Raw genomic sequence first — 18,564 nt, 5'->3', positions numbered from 1 at the left:
GGTCACCAGTCAATCTCCGGCTCACCGACCCAGATGGGGGAACTCCATGCGCGCACAGGCCTGTCCTGAAGCGTGGGAATGGTCACGCGTATAGGCGCCGCCTGTTCTACGCGGGCATAATAGATCGCGTGCCCGACGGCTGGCGCCGTCCACTCTGCTTCGAAGTCCAGCCCCAGATCTCCGCTGCGATGAAACACCGGCTCCCACTCCGCATCTTCGCCGAACACGTAGCGGTAGACTTCAATCTCCGAGATGCCGGCCGTTCCATGAACTTCCAGCCGGAAATCAAGCTCCGTCACATCTTCTGAGAGAACACTGCCCATCGGCTGACCATTGGCAGAAAAGTCGAGCAGGATGCGCTCACCCGTCGTGCCATACATGGCCCCATCCCGCATGGACTGCAGGAGTGCGTCACGGGTTAGTTCAGGGGCCATGATAGCCGTTAGTCCGTTGGCGCGTTTGCCCGGCTGTCCGTTGTGATCGTCTGACGCCGCCAGCGTGAACAGCTTCATCCCCGCCGCCCAGGCGTCTCGCACATAATGCGCCCCGCGTTTCGACAGGGAGAAGCCAGGCGTACTTCCCGCATTCTCATAGGATAGCGGGTCGGATGGGTCGTACATCTCGCTCTGGCCGTGGGCGCTGAATATCTCGATGTGACGCATCTGTCGCGGGAAACGGTGTGAGCCGTCAAAGTTCGCGCCGCCCCAGCCGATGCCTGTGTGATGCGTCGCGACAATCATCTGCTCTCGATCAATATCCTCTTCGAGCGCAGTCAATTTGTCTTCGTTCATCCCCCTGCCCGCGCCATACCGTTGGCTTTCAATGGCAGGTCCGGAGCAGGTCGGGAAATAGCCATCCAGATGATAGCCGATACCGCCTTCGAACCCGAGGATCGTTACGAACTCACCGGGCGAGTTGTATGACTCACACCAATCCTGGGTCTTCTGCCAGTATCCCGCTTCCAATCCAAACACATGATTGGTTAGCGCCGCATAGTCGAGCGCGGAGACATCTCGCGCATATGTATAATGATCAGGATCTGCAACCGAACTCAGCGCGTCCGCGCTCCAGGCATTGTGGGAGTGCAAATCTCCCCACCACGGCCCGTTCGGCGTGTCCGTAATCCGAACGGGATTGGACAAGGTGCCACTGACATCGAACCGATAGATGCCGGGCCCGTCCAGCGTGACGACGCGTTCAACGCGTCCCGTATACAGGATCATCTCATCAAGGACCTCTCCGTCCAGCGATAGATTCACGCTGTCTTCGCTGGCGGACAGATTGTCATACTTGTCGCGTGAAATGATCTCTACCTTGAACGGCTCACCCGGCCGTACAGATGACGGCACGATAACTTGCCGGGACGCTGTCGATCCTGCCTCTACGACAAAAGTCGGGTCCTGTGCCATGCGAACCTTGTTCACATCCACGCGCACCGGAAATGCCCCACTGGCGACCCAGGGTGTGGTAGTGGAGTAGGTCATGACGACTTCGCCGCCGGGCGGAATATCCGCGCCCTTCAGCACAGCCGTGACCCGCTGGCCGTGACGCTCTGCCGCCGCCTTTCCCACATCGTCAAACTGCAGCCTGCGGATGCGAAGACTGAATTTCGCCTTCGGTGCATCGGGCGACGTAACGGTGACCGTGTCCCAGAGCATGATCTCCCGCGTGTCAGCCCGTCCCGTAAAAATGTAGCCGATCGCGACGCCGATCACGTCTACAATGGAAGCTGGCTTCTGCAAGGTTTTGGTAAGCGAGTAACTGAGGTCATAGGTCAGCGCAGCGTTGGGCAGCTGCGTACTGATATTCGAACCGCGCTTGAGACCATCCGGAAAGGCAATTCTGACGCGTATAGGCGCAGATACGTGGGCCGGCATGACAGCTGGTTCCACAAGGGCAGTAATGTTCGGATTGATCTCTTCCGCTTTCTTCTCGAAAGTTTCCATCCGGCTGATCCTCTGCCACAGGAAGCCCACAATAAAGAGAACGGCCACGCCAATCAGAATGTACTTCGCAATACGACGTTTTTTCATAAAACTCCCTCCCCCGAGCTTATTTGAAATCAGGGATTTAGAACAGATTGAGTGACAAGGCGAACATCACCGATCAATCCAATCTTTGGATGTTTCTTCTCTCCAAGCCCTGCCATGAATTCCATTTTCGGTTCTTCACCGGACTCTGCTCGCGCAACCAGTTCGTGGAACCGAGGCGGCGTTACGGTCAGCGTGATCTGGTTCTCGCCTGCGTGAAGCGCGGAGGAGATATTGATCTCATACGGTGGCAGCACAAGCCGCCCCAAGTCGCTTCCATTCACCGAAACCGCCACGCTACCTTCGACGCGCTCCATCACCAGATAGATCGGACCCGGGATCTCGGACACAGAAGTGGTGGTTGAATAAACAAGCCCCGTCCCTTCGTCACGAAACGCTTCAAGGCTTGCCGCATCAACGAGTGGAGACTCCAACTCGGCCTCAAAGGTGCCAGCCTTCAGCGACCACTCTGTCAATGAAATGCCTTCGCCAATGGGCAACGACTCGTAGACGACAGCGCCGGGCAGTTCGCCGGGCGTCTCGATCAGGAAGAGAGACGCCAGAGCCGGAAAGGCAAGCTCGACCTGCTCTTGGCTGGCCTCCTCAAATTTGAATGCCTGACCTGTTTTCGGATCAAATGCATAGAGACCGCTACCCTCATCCAGCGTCACGTCCACAGTCACGCGGGTCGCCGTCGCACTCTGGTTTGAGAGGAAGTGAATTGCGCTATCATCCGACTGAACACGGGTAACCCGGCGTACAGTGCTGGCCCCGGCAAAGACGAAGTTTCCTTTCGCCCAGGCTTGCAACGCGCCCGCATCCGACAATGTACGGTTGGCTTCCAGCACGCGCATTATGTCGGCGATTTGGGCATCTCTCACCTGATGATCCAAATAACCTGGTTGACGGGTTGGTGCGCGCCCCATGATAGCGACGCGATCCGATATGGCCGAAAGCGCCTGGGCCGATTCCAGCTCGATCCACGGCGCATCAAACAACAGGATTTTCTGGTCCGTATTGAGCGTATCGAGACGATGCGTGAGTGCGTCATCATTTACCCAGGTCCATGTAATGCCACGCTCATCCAGTTCTTTTACGATCGGCATGAGGCGTTCGAGCCAAAGCGTGCTTTCCAGTTTCTCGATCTCAGGCAGCTTGACGAAGGGAATGCTGCCACTTGCCTCTTTATCAGCGCGGTCGACTTCGTCAGGCATAGCGCCCATGAAGAGGAACAGATCCTTTGCTTGCTCGCTGTTGGACAACTCACTTGGGAATCCGAGGAATGGATAATAGATCAGGACGTCAGCATCTGGCTTACCTGCCTGTAGAAGGTTCTGTGAACGGACCAGATAGGTGTTGATCTCTTCCAACGTATTCCAGATTGAGGATTCTGGCCCATAGTTTCCGGAATAATTGAACTCTCCGCCACTTCCGTGGAAGGGGTGCCAGCCCATTTCACCGAATGCCTCTGCATATTCTGGCCGATCGGAATCATAGGGCACGCCATGATAGAGAATCTGATTTACGCCAGACAGGAACAGCTTGTCTGCGGCCGCCTTGATCCGTGCCGGCGAAACAGCATAGCCCATTTCCGACCACACGAAGGATTCGCTTGCGATAACTGGTCGGTCATAGAGCAGTCCCGCAGCTCCCGCGAGCTTCAACGAGAATTCCGAACCGCCGCCATACAATTGCTCCATCTCCGGAATGTGATTGCGACCAAGTGCCTGAATCGCATCCAAATCCATTCCGTAGCTTTGGCCCTTGGACAGCAAGCCCCGGGCCTCTGCCCAATCCGCGCTCCCCCCAACGAAGCGATCCACGAGGAGATCAGAAATTGTCTTCTGATAATCGAAGCGAATGCGCTCGTCGTTTCCTGTTAGTTTGAAGCTTGGTGCCGCGTAGACCCGAGCCACGTCTCGCACATAGAAATTATCGCGCACATCGACGAAGACAGCAGGAATATGTGGCTCAAGATCATATCCCCGACGGCTCTCGAACTCCTCCAGAATATCAGGCGTGCCCAAGCGGTCTGCCATAAATTCGATACTGTCATTGAAGAAACCGGTGAACCCCTCGCCATAATGCGCGCTCAAACCTGTGCGCTCTCCAAACGCGTAGGCGTAGTGCCCGCCCAGGATCTCTGTATCCAGATGGTCCACAACGAAGCCGGAAGAATCCCCGGCCACAAGAACCGGTGCAGACCCGGAGGGCTGGCTCCACGCCGAAACAATGACCCATTCGCCTTCAGGCGCATCCCAGGACAGCCGACCATCCACAACGCGGTCTGTCAGGACAATAGCCGTTGCACCGTCCAGCTCTACAGTGTCGGTCGCAACCATCGGACTTCCGTCTCGCTTTCCGCCAATCTTTTTGGCCGCGACGACGCTTACCAGCTGGCCCAGCTCGGGCACAAAATTGTTCAGGTCTGCCCCGGGCGACGCATGGCTGAACGCCATCTCGCCATAGGCCATCAGATGGTCCCCAAAGCCCGCTTTCGGTGCTGGCAGATCAAAACTGACCTCTCGGCCACCGGAAACTGTCTTCTCGGAGAAACGCAATTCCCGAAGTCCTTCATCAACCGGCACCTGTGGACCACCTGCCGGCCAACCGCTCAGATGGTTCAAGTACAAATCGAAGTTCAGGTCTGATGCACACGCCATGACCTCGGAGAGTTCGGCGTTGAATTCATCTGATCCGAACGATCGAATACTTGCCTGGATTTCGTCTGAATCAATATCGAGTCCCGCTGCGAACGCCTGAATCTCGACGCCGCCAAACCCTTTGGCATCAAAGGCTGCCAGCTGCGCGCATGCCGTCTCGGCCGAAACATCTCCACCGGGCCACCACCAACGGGTCCACGGCCGGCGCTCCTCCGGCGGATGGGTCAGGGCTCCCGGTTGGGTCAGGTCAAGTTCATAGCTGAGATTCATCGCGCTTTTTGGTGCGCTGACCTGCTCCCGATACTCCAGCAAACTGCTCACCTCGGGATTATTATCCGGAAGCGTCATATGGGATTTGATCTTGCCATTCAGCCAGAACCAGCCAATCGCCACCGCGAGCAGTGCAAGCACGACAAGCGCCCCGATGCCGATTCCCAGCCACTTCAATATCCGGCCCATGTTTCTTCCCTCGTGTTTTGTCGGCTGGCAGTTGATCCGGCCAGCAATGATTGTTCAGCAGGTATGCCACGCCGTCAAAGGCGCAGCGCACCCTCGGCCAGCGCATCCCGGTCCGAGATGGTGTACGGCCTGTAGCTCTTTTCCCGTTCGTCCAGAATGAAAACGCCATCCACGTTCGCAAGCCGGTCAATGCCCTGCTTGACCAAATCCACTTTGGACAGCTTCAACGTCCCCGTTGTGTCGTGGCCGTCGACGATACGCAGAAAGACGGGCCGTGCATATGACGGCAAATGCTTTGCAATCTCTTCGTATACAGATGCCACTGAGAACGTCTCATCGACCGACACAGCCGCCATTCCCGCTTTGCCGTCAAACCCTGGGACGGGCACGCCGAACACATTGGCAATGGTCACCCCCGGAACATGGGACATCACTTCCGCGACCTCTGTGGTCGATACATTTTCCGACTTCCAGCGGAAAGTATCGCCAACCCGGTCCACAAAATAGAAACGTCCCATCCTGTCCCGGCGCATCAGGTCACCCGAACGGAACCAGGCATCATTTGCTTCAAATACATTGCGCAGGATCTTCTTCTCAGTCGCGGATTTGTCGCTATACCCCTCAAAACTGTTGCGGGTTTCCGTCTGCTTGATTGCACCAATGGCCTCGCCGGGCTCGTCTATATCTGCCTCCATGCAGAGGCCATCAGGCGTTCGAAGGATCTCACCTGTAACTGGGTCGGTCTTCACGACCCTTATCAACATCTGCTTACGGATGATGGGAGGCACACAGCCCACCGACCCAATCGTTCCATCCAGATTGATGAGAGAGATATTACCTTCTGTTGATCCGTAGAATTCGAACAATTGCTTGATGCCCGTTCGGTTTACAAATTGCCGCCAAACATCAGGCCGCATGCCATTCCCGAGGCCACGGGTCATCTTGTGCGTCCGCTCCGCATCGCTGGGTGGCTGGTTCATCAGGAACCGCCCAAGCTCTCCAACATAGATGAACATGGTCGCGCCATACTCGCGGGCTTCGTTCCAGAAGGCGCTGGCCGAGAATTTGCGACGCAAGAGGATTGCGGCCCCCGTGGTCAACGCAATGCCCACACCGCAGACGCCGGTTGTCCCGTGATAGAGCGGGAGCGTCTCGTAGATCACATCATCAGGCCCGACCTGGCACGGGGTCGCGAAACTGCGCATCATGATCAGGCATCGCGCATGGGTCATCTTCGCCGCCTTGGGCAGGCCAGTGGTGCCGGACGTGTAGATTAGAAGCGCGACATCCTTGCCCCGCAAGGCATCCCTTTGAGATCGGTCAGGGCGATCCGAGGAAAGAGTTTCGAGCCAGTTGGAGAACGTGCTGCCCGGATCAAGAATTTCGACAGGCACAGTGCTGTCTACCAGATCGGCGCGAATGTCCCGCACACGGGCGTCCAGCTCCTGACAGGTAATGATTGCCTTGGCTTCAGCCACATTAAGACAATGCGTCAGGCCGGTGCCAGACAGATGCGAATTGATCAGCGCCGTTATCACACCAATCTTCGACAGGCCGAACCACACCGCGACATAGTCCGGTCGGTTGTCCATGAACAGGGCGACCGTGTCTCCGGGCTTCAGCCCTATATTCTGCCCCCAGGCCGCTATCCTGTTCGCCCGCGCCTCAAGATCGGCATAGGTGGAGCGCGCGCCTTCAAAGATAAAAGCGGTGTTGTCCGCGAAGCGATCAACCGTGCCTTCAAGAACGTCCGGGATCAGCACCGACCCAAGCGGCGTGAAAGCTTTGGTGTCCTGATCGATCTGTCGGAGCTTTGCCGTATAGACAATCTGCTTCCACAAGCGGGAAAGTGCGCCGCCATCACGACGATCAGATTGGTCCGCAGGCTTGGCACCCCGCTTCGCAAGCGACAAATCCAAAGCTTCCTCCACTTTTTCTCCACTTGTAATCTTTTTATCTGATCGCTAAGCTCGCGCAACAGATCACAAATGGCAATTGTAATTTTCTCCAATTGAAATTATTTCTGTTTGAACCGGTCGGCAACAGGCTTGGCAAAAATATTTACGGGAGGATGTCGGCCGCTTGCGCCGACATTGGCACTTTATGAACTCTATTGCGTCTCAGGGCCTATCGGTCTCGCCTGCCACCCAAATCGGCTTCGGACGCAGAGCCGGGTTTGGCCTCGGCGATTTCGGCATCAATATTTTCTGGAACATGACGAATCTTTTCGCCATGTTCTTCTATACTGATGTCGCGGGCCTGCCGAACTTCATGGCCGGGCTCGTGATCTTCGGAGCGATGCTCTGGGATGCGGTGACAGACCCACTCGTCGGTCTGCTCGCGGACCGCACCCGCACAAGGCTTGGCCGCTTCCGCCCCTACCTTTTCCTTGGCGCAATTCCGCTCGGCTTGTCCTTCATGTTCATGTTCAGGACCGGCAATCTCGAACTGGGTGCGTTGGCGCTTTACGCCTTTGCCACGCAGATCATTTTCCGAACTTTCTACACAGTTGTCAGTGTTCCTTATGGATCCTTGTCGGCTCGCATGACGAAGGACCCGAACGAGCGAAGCGCGCTGGCAGTCTACAGAATGGTATTCGCCACCACCGCCGGCATCCTGATCGCTGCATTCACACGAGACGGCGCTGCGGTGCTCGGCGGCGGGGACCTCAAGCTTGGTTTTGAACGCCTGGCAATGGTGTACGCCGCGCTCGGCGCCGCCGCCGTCCTGGCATGTGCCGTCTTCACGCGCGAGCCTGATATTGACCAGAACGAGCCATCCGCAGCCCTGCGTGACCAAGCCCGCATGATGCGACAGAACTCTGCGTTCTGGATCGTCTTCGCCACGACAGTGATCGGGGGTATCGGCTCCACCATCGCTGGCAAGGCGATGTTGTATTACCTGAAATACAATCTGAATGCCGAACACCTGTTCGGCGTGGTGATGTTCAGCATCACTTTGATGGTAATGTTCTGCGTACCGATCTGGGGCTTTCTTTCCCGGCGGATAGGCAAACGGGCCGTCTGGGCGTGTGGCGCCTCCATTTCAGCCATCACGACGGCGCTACTTTTCTTTAATCCTGTGGAGACGGCTCTTGTCGTTACGCTGATCCTAATCTTCGGGGCGATCGGATCATCGGCAAGTTATGTCAGTGTCTGGTCCACGCTTCCTGACACGGTTGAATATGGCGAATGGAAAACCGGCGTTCGGTCTGAATCGCTTGTTTTCGGCGCAATCGCATTTGCACAGAAACTGTCGCTTGGCGTTGCCACCCTGTTCAGCGGCTTCCTGCTCGATGCTTTCGGATATGTCGCCAATCAGGAGCAGACGCCACAGGCGCTGATGGGCCTGAAACTCATGATTTCTGTCATCCCTTTCATGGCGGCGATCACCTGTCTCGTCCTGATCCTCAACTACAAGCTCGACCAGGCGCGACACCGAGAGATCGTCCGTGACATCGAGCTGCGCGAAAGCCATTCCGACTCTCAGTAAAAGGACCCCGCACGCCCTATGGTCAATGCACACAAAGACTTCAACACGGCCCCTCTGGACCCGGCTCTTGAGCAGGAAGTCAAATCCATCGTCGATGACTTGTCTCTGACCGAGAAGGTGAAGATGCTGTCAGGACACGGCTTCTTCGAGAAGTTCTTTGGCGAGGAAAATCGACAGTTCGGTCAACGCGCCTATCCTGCGGGCAGCGGCAACGAACGTCACGATATTCCGTCGCTATACTTCTGCGATGGGCCGAGAGGCGCGCGACACAAGCGGAATACCACCTGCTTTCCAGTCACCATGGCGCGCGGAGCGACCTGGGATCGCGACATTGAACGCCGCGTGGGTGAAGCCATCGCGATTGAAGCGCGCGCGCTTGGCGCCTCAATATCCGGTGCCGTCTGCATCAACTTGCTGCGCCATCCGGCTTGGGGCCGCGCACAGGAAACCTATGGCGAAGACCCCGTGCACCTCGGTGAAATGGGCGCAGCGCTCACAGAGGGACTTCAGACCCACAACATCATCGCCACCGCAAAACACTTTGCAGTCAACAGCATCGAAAACTCGCGTTTCAAGGTTGATGTGCGCGTCACCGACCGCGCATTGCATGAAGTCTACCTGCCGCATTTCAAACGTGTGCTGATGTCAGGCTGCGCGTCCGTCATGAGCGCCTATAACAAGATCAATGGCGACTATTGCGCCCACAGCGTTCCGTTGCTGCGGAATATTCTGAAAGAGCAATGGGGCTTCAGAGGGTTCGTCCACTCTGACTGGGTGAAAGGATGTTACGGCGCCGACGCAGTTACGGCTGGTCTGGATGTCGAGATGCCCGAAGGAATTTTCTATGGCAGCAACCTCGAAGGCGCTGTCGAACGTGGGGAAGTGGATGAGGCACATGTCGACGAAGCGGTGACGCGCATTCTGCGCACCCAGTTCACATTCGCGCGGGCCGACGATCCCAGAACCTATTCCGAAGAAGACCTTGCCTGCGAAGCCCATATCCAGTTGTCGCGGGAAGTCGCCGGGAAAAGTTTCGTCCTCCTGAAAAATGACGGTCTGCTCCCGCTTGATCGCGACAAGCCGCAAACAATCGCTGTGATCGGCAAACTTGCCGCCGAAGTGAATCTCGGTGATCGAGGTTCATCCAGCGTGAACCCGCCCTATGCGGTTACGATCCTTGATGGCCTGAAATCTGCCGCCGGACCAGACACGCAGATTGTATTTGACGACGGATCTGACCCTGCACGCATGATCGAATGCGCAAAGGCTGCTGACGTGGTGATCGCCATTGTTGGCTATACCTGGGAGGATGAAGGAGAGTTTATCCCCGGAAATGAAGCCCTGGAAGGTCTGGACCCGGACAAACAAATGCCATCGCGCGGCGGTGATCGATCGTTCCTCAATCTGCTGAAATCCGACGAAGACATGATCGCTGAACTGTCGGATGCGAATGACCGTCTGCTGGTTGGCGTAATGTCCGGCAGCGCGGTCATCATGGAATCCTGGCGCAACAAACCTGCGGCAATCATGATGACATGGTACCCCGGCATGGAAGGCGGCAACGCCTTTGCCTCGGCCATTTTTGGCGACATCAATCCGGAAGGACGCCTGCCATTCACAATTCCGACCGATGCGGACCATTTGCCATTCTTCGATGCCGAAGCAGACGACATCAAATACGGTCTCTACCACGGTTACACGCTGCTGGAAAAATCGGGGCAGCGTGCGGCCTTCCCGTTCGGCTTCGGCCTTGGCTACACTGAATTCACATATGGCGACATCAGAGCGACAAAGGGCGACAAACTGCCAACATTCGAGATCGATGTTACAAACACGGGCGACAAACCCGGCACCGAAACCGTGCAATTCTACATCGGCTTTGGCGAGAGCCTGATCGACCGCCCCGTCAAACTGCTTCGAGGTTTTGAAAAACTATTCCTTCGCCCGGGCGAAACAAAAACAGTCGCCTTTTCCGTGACCCATCAGGACCTGGCCTATTACGACGAGACCTCACGGTCCTGGCAAGTCGAACCTGTTGGTCATACGGCACATATCGGCGCGAATTGCGAAGACGCACTCACCCGCACCGTTCGCTTTGAAACAGAGCCGGCAGACGACTCATGAAGATTGCCATATGGTCCCCAGCCCAAAGCCAGTGTAAGGAATTTGCATGACAAATTCGAAAACGGCCACGAAAACACCCCAGCAACCCGTGCAAGCACGAGCCATCGAGACGCGCGCCCGAATCATTGAAGTCGCGATGAAAACCTTCGCCGAACGCGGATATGACGGGGCCAACACGCGCGACATTGCGGACGAGGCTGGCGCGACGCATGGCGCGATCCGCTATCATTTTGGCACGAAAGAAGAGCTCTGGAAGAAAACCATCGAGACGATGTTCCACCAGCTACGCATGCACGTCTATGGTGAGGACGGCACGGAGCTTTTGAACATAAAAGATCCCGTCAAAAGCATGCGGGAGTTCCTGTCGCGCTACATCCGCTATTCGGCAAACAACCCTGACCATGCACGCATCATGATTTCAGAATCCGTGCGCGGCGGCCCGCGGCTCGAGTGGATGGCAGAAAACTTCATCAAGCCTGCCCACAAGATCCTGATGAAGGAAACGCAGAAACAGATCAAATCAGGACTGCTGCCCGATCTGCCACCGGTTTCGATGTTCTACATTATCGTTTCAATGTGTCAGATGCCCTTTGTCCTCTCCAAGGAAATCAAGCTTCTCCACAAACTCGACCTGCAAAAGAACCCAGCAATTGAGCAGCACATCGATGCTGTCATGGCTGTGCTGGTGCGCAACGGAAGCTAGTTTCAAGAATTGGAAGCGCAGATAAGCGTACTGTTTTTCGATAAAAACATTTCCATTGAAATGTTTTGAGTGTATCCTCCCCGCAGATCAGAAACAGACAATCTCTGGGGAGAACATGAAACGTATCCGAACATTATCGCTTGCCCTGATTGCCGGCTTGGCACTCGGGGCTTGTGGCGACAAAACCGAATCCGAAGTGCCAGCGTTAACCTACGAACTGGATGAAGCAACTCGGCGCACATTGGCTGACGGCGAAGTTATAGGCACGCGCGGTCGGGATGATGCCTTTGCATGGTACGGAATTCCTTTTGCGGCTCCGCCGGTCGGAGACCTCAGGTGGCGTGCGCCTCGCCCGGTCGAGGCATGGGACACGCCACTCGAAGCCACCTTTCCCTTCAACCGCTGCGCTCAGCTGACCAGCAGTTTTGAGCCCGATCGCGAAGAAGGCGAGCTCGCGGGAAAAGAAGACTGCTTGTATCTGAACGTTTGGGCCCCATCGAATTCGGACAGTGAGCCCAAGCCGGTCATGGTCTGGATCCACGGCGGCGCCAATGTCTGGGGCTATGCCGGACAATACGAAATGGGTCGCTTGGCTCAATCACAAGATGTTGTCGTTGTGGGCATCAATTACCGCCTCGCCATGATGGGGTGGTTCGGGCATCCTTCGATCGTGTCGACGGCCGAAACAGATCTCGACCGTTCCATGAATTTTGGCACGCTGGACCAGATTGCCGCCCTCGAATGGATACAGAAGAACATCAGCGCGTTTGGTGGAGATCCGAACAACGTAACCGTATTCGGCCAATCGGCCGGCGCGTTTAACGTCGCCGCATTGATTTCTTCGCCACTTACCGAAGACCTGTTCCATAAGGCGATCGTCCAGAGCGGCGGGTTTCGCAGTACGTCCTATCAGGATGCTGTTGATGGCCCCGCCAACGAAGCGCGTCGGCGGGGCGCTGCGTCACAAGAATTTGTCGCTCACTTGGTCGATATGGGCAGTCTCCCCCCCCAGGACTCCATGAGTCCTGAGGAGTTGGCCACGCGCCTTCGGGCAATGTCGCCCGCTGAGATCTTTGACGCCTACAAGAAGCTCCCCATCGCGGTAGACGCAGCTGGGTTGATCAATCCGGTCGATATTTCCCACGACGGCGTTGCCTTGCCAGAAGAAGGCATTCGCAATGCCCTCATCAACGGCTCCGAAATGCGGGATGTGCCCCTGATGGTCGGCACCACGAAGGATGAATTCAAAGGCATAGCGTTCGTCGACAAGGAAATGGTCGGCAATTTCTTCAACATCGCATTCTGGCCAAAAAACAAGAAAGCCTACACCGCATACGGATACTATCCGAATGCCCTCTGGTCTTATCATGGGGTCGAAGAAGTGGCTGATTACTGGACACGTCATCGGTCATCGCCTGTCTACACGTACCGGTTTGATTGGGACGAGCAAGGCAAAGCGTTCACAACGGATGTGAGCTTCCTGGTTGGTGCTTCTCATTCACTCGAGATCCCATTCGTTATTGGCGGTTTTGATGACAAGGTCGGAGACCCGATGGGCGTGTTTTTCAACAAGAAAAACAGGGCTGGCCGCGAATCGCTATCCGGAAAAATGATGGAGTACTGGGCCAATTTCGCCTATGAAGGCGCCCCCGGCAAAGGTCGCTCCGGCACATTACCAGAATGGTCCGCCTGGAAACGAGGTGATGACACGGACCGACTGATGATCCTTGACACAGAGGAGGATGGCGGCGTCCGAATGATCCACGATATTCCATCAGCCGAGGAATTGTTCGAAGCCTTCCAGGATGACAAGCGCTTTCGCAAGCAGAGTGTGCGATGCAAAACCGCTGATATGGCACTGGAAATCATGAACATCGTTGGCGGTGAAATGGAGCCTTGGGAAGCCTACCAGGCTGATCATTGCAACTCCTGACCACGAAACCAGGCTGGAGCGGAATCGCGCTCCAGCCTGGGGCCACCCTCCACATCTCTGCCACACCTGCCACGCATTACTTAAAAACTCGCCCAAGCCAAAAAGATTGCACTTGACATGTTTTTAGGTTTCGGAGCATCGTCCCCTCACGAAATCAGCTGCTGAACGCAACGTCGGACAGCGGATTAGAAAAGATGGGCCAACGGCCCCGCACACGTTGTGCGAAGGGAGGAAAATTATGGGAAACATCCAGCGCAAGCTGTTACTTTCGTCTGTCGCTCTGGCGAGCACGGGATTCGTCGCGCCTATCGCAATGGCACAGGACGCCACCGATATGCCACCTGCGGTCACTGATGAGGACTCTCGAGAACTCGATACCGTCACGGTTACGGTTTCTACTGGCACATTGCTTCGCGGCGTCAGCCCAGTTGGTGCAAACGTGCTCAGCATAGATCAGGAAGCCATTGCCGAGATCGCACCGGCATCTTCCATCGACCTGCTGGCCCGCGTTCCGCAGGTGACGAACACCTTCAATACGCTGCCAACCGCACTAGGCAATGTCGGCGTACCATTCCCGCGACCCAACATCCGAAATCTTGGAAACGCCGGGTCAGACACTACACTGACGCTTCTCAATGGCCACCGGCTGGTCGGCTCAGGCGCGCTACAATCTGCGCCAGATGTCACAACGATTGCACCAGAAGTTCTGGGCCGCCTGGAAGTTGTCGCGAATGGTGGGTCGGCCACCTATGGTTCTGACGCTGTCGGCGGCGTGATCAACTTCATCACACGAAACGAGATTGACGGTATTGAAGCCAGCTACCGGCACGGTTTCGGCGACAAGTACAAATCCTCTGACGCCTCTCTCTCACTCGGTAAGGTATGGGAGTCAGGTGATGCGTACATCACGCTCAACCATACGAATAATGATGAAGTATACGGTCGAGATCGCGACTATGTTCAGCAGGACCATACGTCTCGCGGTGGCGATGACTTCCGTGTTTTGAATTGTTCGCCCGGACATATTACGCTTGGCGACATCAATTTCTTTCTGCCAAACCGCCTGCCGGGCGAGAACCGTTGCGCTGAGACTGACTTCACGACCCTGTATCCCGAACAGGAAAACACACGTGCTTTCGCCAACCTCACCCAGTCATTTGGTGAGTCTCTCGTATTCGACGTTACGGCTTATTACTCAGACCGCGAAGTCACCAACCAAGGTGGAGGACTGCTTCTGGGAACAGGCCTCAGCGGCAGCGGCCTGATTACCGCAGCCAACCCGTTTTTCCAGACCATTGTAGGAGAGCCCGCCCACCAGGTTAGCTTCAGTTATGACGAAGTCTTTGGGACTAATACGGAAGAATTCACGACAAACCTGAGTGCATGGGGGATTACGCCCAAACTTTCCTGGAAGATCAATAATTCCTGGAATCTAACCTCGTCACTGAATTACGGTAAGAGCGACAATGAGATCCTCGAACCCAAGATCAACCCGGCGCTTCAAGCCGCAGCGCTGGCTTCCTCAAACCCACTAACTGCGCTGAACCCCTATGATCTCAGCCAAACAAATCCGGCAGTTCTCGCAGCTTTGCGTGACTACACAACGGGCGGCGTTTCAGAACAGGAATTGTTCCAGATCCGGTCCGTATTGGACGGCGATGCGTTCGAATTGCCGGCCGGAACCGTCAAGCTGGCAGTGGGCGCGGAATACACCGAGGAATCTCTGGACGCCGCAATCCTGGAAGGAACACGCAGTGATCCAACGCGCTATGAAGCAAACCCTTCTCGCGAGATCACCTCCTTCTTCGGAGAAGTTCTGGTTCCGATCCTGTCTGAAGACTCCGGCACCGGTAGCCTTGAGGTGTCCTTGGCAGCCCGTCACGACTCCTACAGTGATGCGGGTGACACGACAAATCCGCAAGTCGGTTTCAACTACAAGCCAATTGAGGATCTGACCATTCGCGGATCCGTCGGCACATCGTTCAATGCGCCTTCGCTAAACGACTCTGTCGGCGGGGCAGATCTGCGCTATCAAATCATTCCGGTCAGCCCGGTACGCGCCCCGGACTCGCTGCCGACCGACCTGTTCCGTCCCACGGTCGTGGTCGCTGGGTCAAATCCTGACATAAAGCCTCAGGAAGCTGACACGATGACCATCGGTTTCGACTGGGCCCCTTCAAGCGGCGCATTTGAGGGATGGCGCACAAGCCTGACCTACTACAAGGTGGACTTCAAGAACCAGATCGCTGTGCCGCCTATTCTTGAGCCAGCATTCTTCCTGACGCCGGCCTATGATAGCTTGTACGATATCAATCCGACACTTGAGCAGGTGCTGGCACGTGCAGGCGACCTTCGGGTCGAAGGGCTGCCGAACATCGCCACCGTATTCGCAACATCTTCTCCATACGTCGTTCTGGACGCGCGCCGAATCAATCTCGGTTCAGTCGAAACTGATGGCCTTGATTTCGAAGTCAGCTACTTGCACCCGACCGACATGGGCGCCTTCTATTCCAGCCTCGGCGGAACCTATGCGCTCAATCGCGATGTTACTCCCTTCGAAGGCGCGTCCGCCTCTGATGGACTGGAATTTGGCGTCAGTCGGCTGAAAGCCGTTGCCACGTTCGGCTGGCATGCTGATCGCTTTGATACAACCGTCCGCATCAATCATAACTCCGGATACGACGCAAACCCGACAGCTAGCGTCGATGGCTTCACGACTGTCAACTACTATGCTGGCTACGATTTGCCGACGCCGGACTATGTCGACGAACTCAAACTGACGCTGAATGTCGACAATCTCATCGACGAAGATCCACCATTCTTCGCGGATGGAGATGGCTTCGCGAACGGGTCCACCCTCGGTCGCGTTATCTATCTCGGCCTGAAAGCAAAGTTCTAATCGGTCCCAAATGGAGAAAGGCAGTCAAATCTCCAAAACTTGACGGAGTTTGCGTCCATACCGGATGCAAACTCCCTTTTTTCCGACACCCCATCTCCAGTTACGTCCTCCCACAAACATCAAGGAGCTTCCCTTGAGCGACACCCCCCCAAACTACGCCCCCCGGAAAGGCCTCAGCGAGGCTGAAATTCGGGAGATGGTTGAAGGCGTCATCAAGGACGCAACCCTCGAAGAAAAAGTCGCCATGATGTCTGGACGGGGATTCATGGAGTCCATGCAACGAACCAATAATCGCTGGGGCGCAGAACCTTACCAGGCAGGTGGCGGATGCGAACGGCTGGGCGCACCAGCCTTTTACTTTACAGATGGCCCTCGCGGCGTAGCCCGCGGCAATTCAACGTGTTTCCCCACAACGATGGCCCGCGGCGCAAGTTGGGACTGCGACCTGGAACAACGCATTGGCGAGGCTATGGGCAAGGAAATCCGCGCCCAGGATTGCAATCTTTCCGGCGCGGTGTGCATCAATCTGCTGCGCCATCCAGGATGGGGCCGCGCGCAGGAAACCTATGGGGAAGACCCTTATCATCTCGGTGAGATGGGGGCAGCATTGTCCACAGGCATCCAGACCCACAATGTCGCCGCAACGGTCAAACATTTCGCTGTAAATTCAATCGAGAATTCTCGTTTCAAGGTCGATGTAAAGGTCGATGACCGGACGTTGCGCGAAGTCTACTTGCCGCATTTCAAACGCGTACTCGACTCCGGCTGCGCAACTGTGATGAGTGCGTACAACAAGATGAATGGTGAGTATTGCGGCCAGAATCACGACCTGCTCACAAACATCCTGCGCGGTGAATGGGGTTTTGAAGGCTTCGTCCACTCAGACTGGATTTTCGGCGTGTACAAACCTTATGGAGCGGCTGCGGGGCTCGACGTAGAAAACCCGGAGCCGATCTATTTCGGGCAAAACCTCATCAAGTCTGTCAAGAAAGGCGCGGTCGCACCGAGTGTAATCGACACGGCCTGTCGGCGAATCCTGACCACTGCCTACAAACTTCTAGCGGCTGAAGATCCATTTGAAGCCTACACGATTGATATGGTGGCAAATGAGGAGCATGTAGCGCTCGCGCGAGAAGCAGCTGAAAAATCCGCTGTGCTTCTGACCAATAATGGCGTCCTGCCTCTCAGGAAATCCAGCAACGTCTCGGTTTTCGGTAGCTTGGCGACAATCGCCAATACGGGGGATCACGGTTCCTCCACGGTCAGGCCGCCTCATGTGGTTACGCCCCTTCAAGGTCTTTCCACATATGTCGGACGCAACCTGACTTTGGCTGGCGACGAAACCGATCTCGAACAAGCTGCCGCCGCAGCGCGGGATGCCGAGATCGCAATCGTCATTGTCGGCACCACCGCAGATGACGAAGGCGAGTACATTCCAGGAAATCTAAGCACGCAATCCGAGACATCTGAAGAAAAGTCCGCCGAAAACGCCGGACCTCTCGGGAGCGGTAAGGATCGCGGTGGAGACCGGCGCAAACTACGCCTGCCCGACCATCAGCAAGCGCTTGTTGACACGGTCACCGAGAATAACCCGAACACAATCGTCGTGCTTGTTTGCGGATCGGCAATCATTTGTGATTGGGCCGATAAGGCGGGAGCCATCTTGCAAACTTTCTATGCGGGTATGGAAGGCGGCACTGCCCTGGCAAACCTCCTCTATGGCGAAGTAAATCCCTCCGGAAAGCTGCCCTTCTCGGTTGCGTATTCAGAAGCCGATTACCCGTTCTTTGATCCAGATGCTGATGAGATCGAATACGGCCCACTCCACGGATATACGCTTCTTGAGAGCACGGAAACCGAGCCGATGTTCTGGTTCGGCCATGGCCTGTCGTACACACAGTTCAGCTACCGCGCCCTGAAGGCTCGCACTACGGCGGAAGGGATCGATGCCGAAGTCACGTTGGTCAACACGGGCGACACCGCCGGAACAGAAATTTCTCAGCTCTACATCGGCTTCCCGGGGGATCTGGTGTATCGCCCGAACAAATTGTTGCGCGGCTTTGAACGTACTACCCTTGCCCTCGGGGCACGAAAGACAATCCGTTTCCACGTGCCGCTGGAACAGTTGAAATACTATGATACCAGCACCGGCACTTGGCGGATCGAGCCGGGCACGCACACGATCCATGTCGGCGGAACCAGCGATCCGGCAGCTCTGCTGAATGCCAGCGTGACGATATGATTTCGAGGGCTAGCCTGAG

At 56.0% G+C, this 18,564-nt stretch carries 9 protein-coding genes; 6 read left to right on the top strand and 3 right to left on the bottom strand.

The window, feature by feature from the left end; genetic code table 11:
* Positions 1 to 2: 2 nt before the first annotated feature.
* The 3 genes from HF931_RS10840 to HF931_RS10830 all read right to left on the bottom strand — a co-directional run bounded on the left by HF931_RS10840 (position 3) and on the right by HF931_RS10830 (position 7,083).
* Positions 3 to 2,033 carry a PHP domain-containing protein gene (locus HF931_RS10840; protein ID WP_035550422.1) on the bottom strand — a complete coding sequence of 677 codons (2,031 nt, stop codon included), beginning with the start codon at positions 2,031 to 2,033 and terminating at the stop codon, positions 3 to 5.
* Between the two features lie 29 nt (positions 2,034 to 2,062).
* Positions 2,063 to 5,152, bottom strand: coding sequence for a glycosyl hydrolase (locus HF931_RS10835; RefSeq protein WP_273240095.1), 3,090 nt, complete (start codon positions 5,150 to 5,152; stop codon positions 2,063 to 2,065).
* A gap of 74 nt (positions 5,153 to 5,226) precedes the next feature.
* Entirely contained in the window at positions 5,227 to 7,083 is a 1,857-nt protein-coding gene (locus HF931_RS10830; RefSeq protein WP_162175959.1) for a long-chain-acyl-CoA synthetase, read from the bottom strand.
* A 172-nt stretch (positions 7,084 to 7,255) separates the two neighbouring features.
* Between HF931_RS10830 and HF931_RS10825 the strand changes: the two genes are divergently transcribed.
* From HF931_RS10825 to HF931_RS10800, 6 genes are all read left to right on the top strand, one after another.
* Positions 7,256 to 8,644, top strand: a complete 1,389-nt coding sequence (locus tag HF931_RS10825; RefSeq protein ID WP_035550417.1) for an MFS transporter — start codon at positions 7,256 to 7,258, stop codon at positions 8,642 to 8,644.
* A gap of 18 nt (positions 8,645 to 8,662) precedes the next feature.
* Positions 8,663 to 10,768, top strand: coding sequence for a beta-glucosidase family protein (locus HF931_RS10820; protein WP_051602586.1), 2,106 nt, complete (start codon positions 8,663 to 8,665; stop codon positions 10,766 to 10,768).
* 46 nt (positions 10,769 to 10,814) lie between these two features.
* Positions 10,815 to 11,471 (top strand): TetR/AcrR family transcriptional regulator, encoded by a 657-nt coding sequence (locus HF931_RS10815; protein ID WP_035550414.1) that lies wholly within the window; start codon positions 10,815 to 10,817, stop codon positions 11,469 to 11,471.
* 115 nt (positions 11,472 to 11,586) lie between these two features.
* Positions 11,587 to 13,404 (top strand): carboxylesterase/lipase family protein, encoded by a 1,818-nt coding sequence (locus HF931_RS10810; protein WP_273240093.1) that lies wholly within the window; start codon positions 11,587 to 11,589, stop codon positions 13,402 to 13,404.
* 238 nt (positions 13,405 to 13,642) lie between these two features.
* Positions 13,643 to 16,303 carry a TonB-dependent receptor plug domain-containing protein gene (locus tag HF931_RS10805; RefSeq protein WP_035550413.1) on the top strand — a complete coding sequence of 887 codons (2,661 nt, stop codon included), beginning with the start codon at positions 13,643 to 13,645 and terminating at the stop codon, positions 16,301 to 16,303.
* 133 nt (positions 16,304 to 16,436) lie between these two features.
* Positions 16,437 to 18,545, top strand: a complete 2,109-nt coding sequence (locus HF931_RS10800; RefSeq protein ID WP_273240091.1) for a beta-glucosidase family protein — start codon at positions 16,437 to 16,439, stop codon at positions 18,543 to 18,545.
* Positions 18,546 to 18,564: the final 19 nt, after the last annotated feature.

Origin of the sequence: Hyphomonas atlantica corrig., from assembly GCF_017795365.1 — a bacterium.
GTDB classification, from domain to species: domain Bacteria; phylum Pseudomonadota; class Alphaproteobacteria; order Caulobacterales; family Hyphomonadaceae; genus Hyphomonas; species Hyphomonas atlantica.
This window is presented reverse-complemented; position numbering and strand designations above follow the sequence as displayed.

Coding starts and splice junctions, on each gene's coding strand:
- HF931_RS10820 (WP_051602586.1), top strand. CDS start 8,663: ATGGTCAATGCACACAAAGACTTCAACACGGCCCCTCTGGACCCGGCT.
- HF931_RS10815 (WP_035550414.1), top strand. CDS start 10,815: ATGACAAATTCGAAAACGGCCACGAAAACACCCCAGCAACCCGTGCAA.
- HF931_RS10805 (WP_035550413.1), top strand. CDS start 13,643: ATGGGAAACATCCAGCGCAAGCTGTTACTTTCGTCTGTCGCTCTGGCG.
- HF931_RS10835 (WP_273240095.1), bottom strand. CDS start 5,152: ATGGGCCGGATATTGAAGTGGCTGGGAATCGGCATCGGGGCGCTTGTC.
- HF931_RS10810 (WP_273240093.1), top strand. CDS start 11,587: ATGAAACGTATCCGAACATTATCGCTTGCCCTGATTGCCGGCTTGGCA.
- HF931_RS10825 (WP_035550417.1), top strand. CDS start 7,256: ATGAACTCTATTGCGTCTCAGGGCCTATCGGTCTCGCCTGCCACCCAA.
- HF931_RS10840 (WP_035550422.1), bottom strand. CDS start 2,033: ATGAAAAAACGTCGTATTGCGAAGTACATTCTGATTGGCGTGGCCGTT.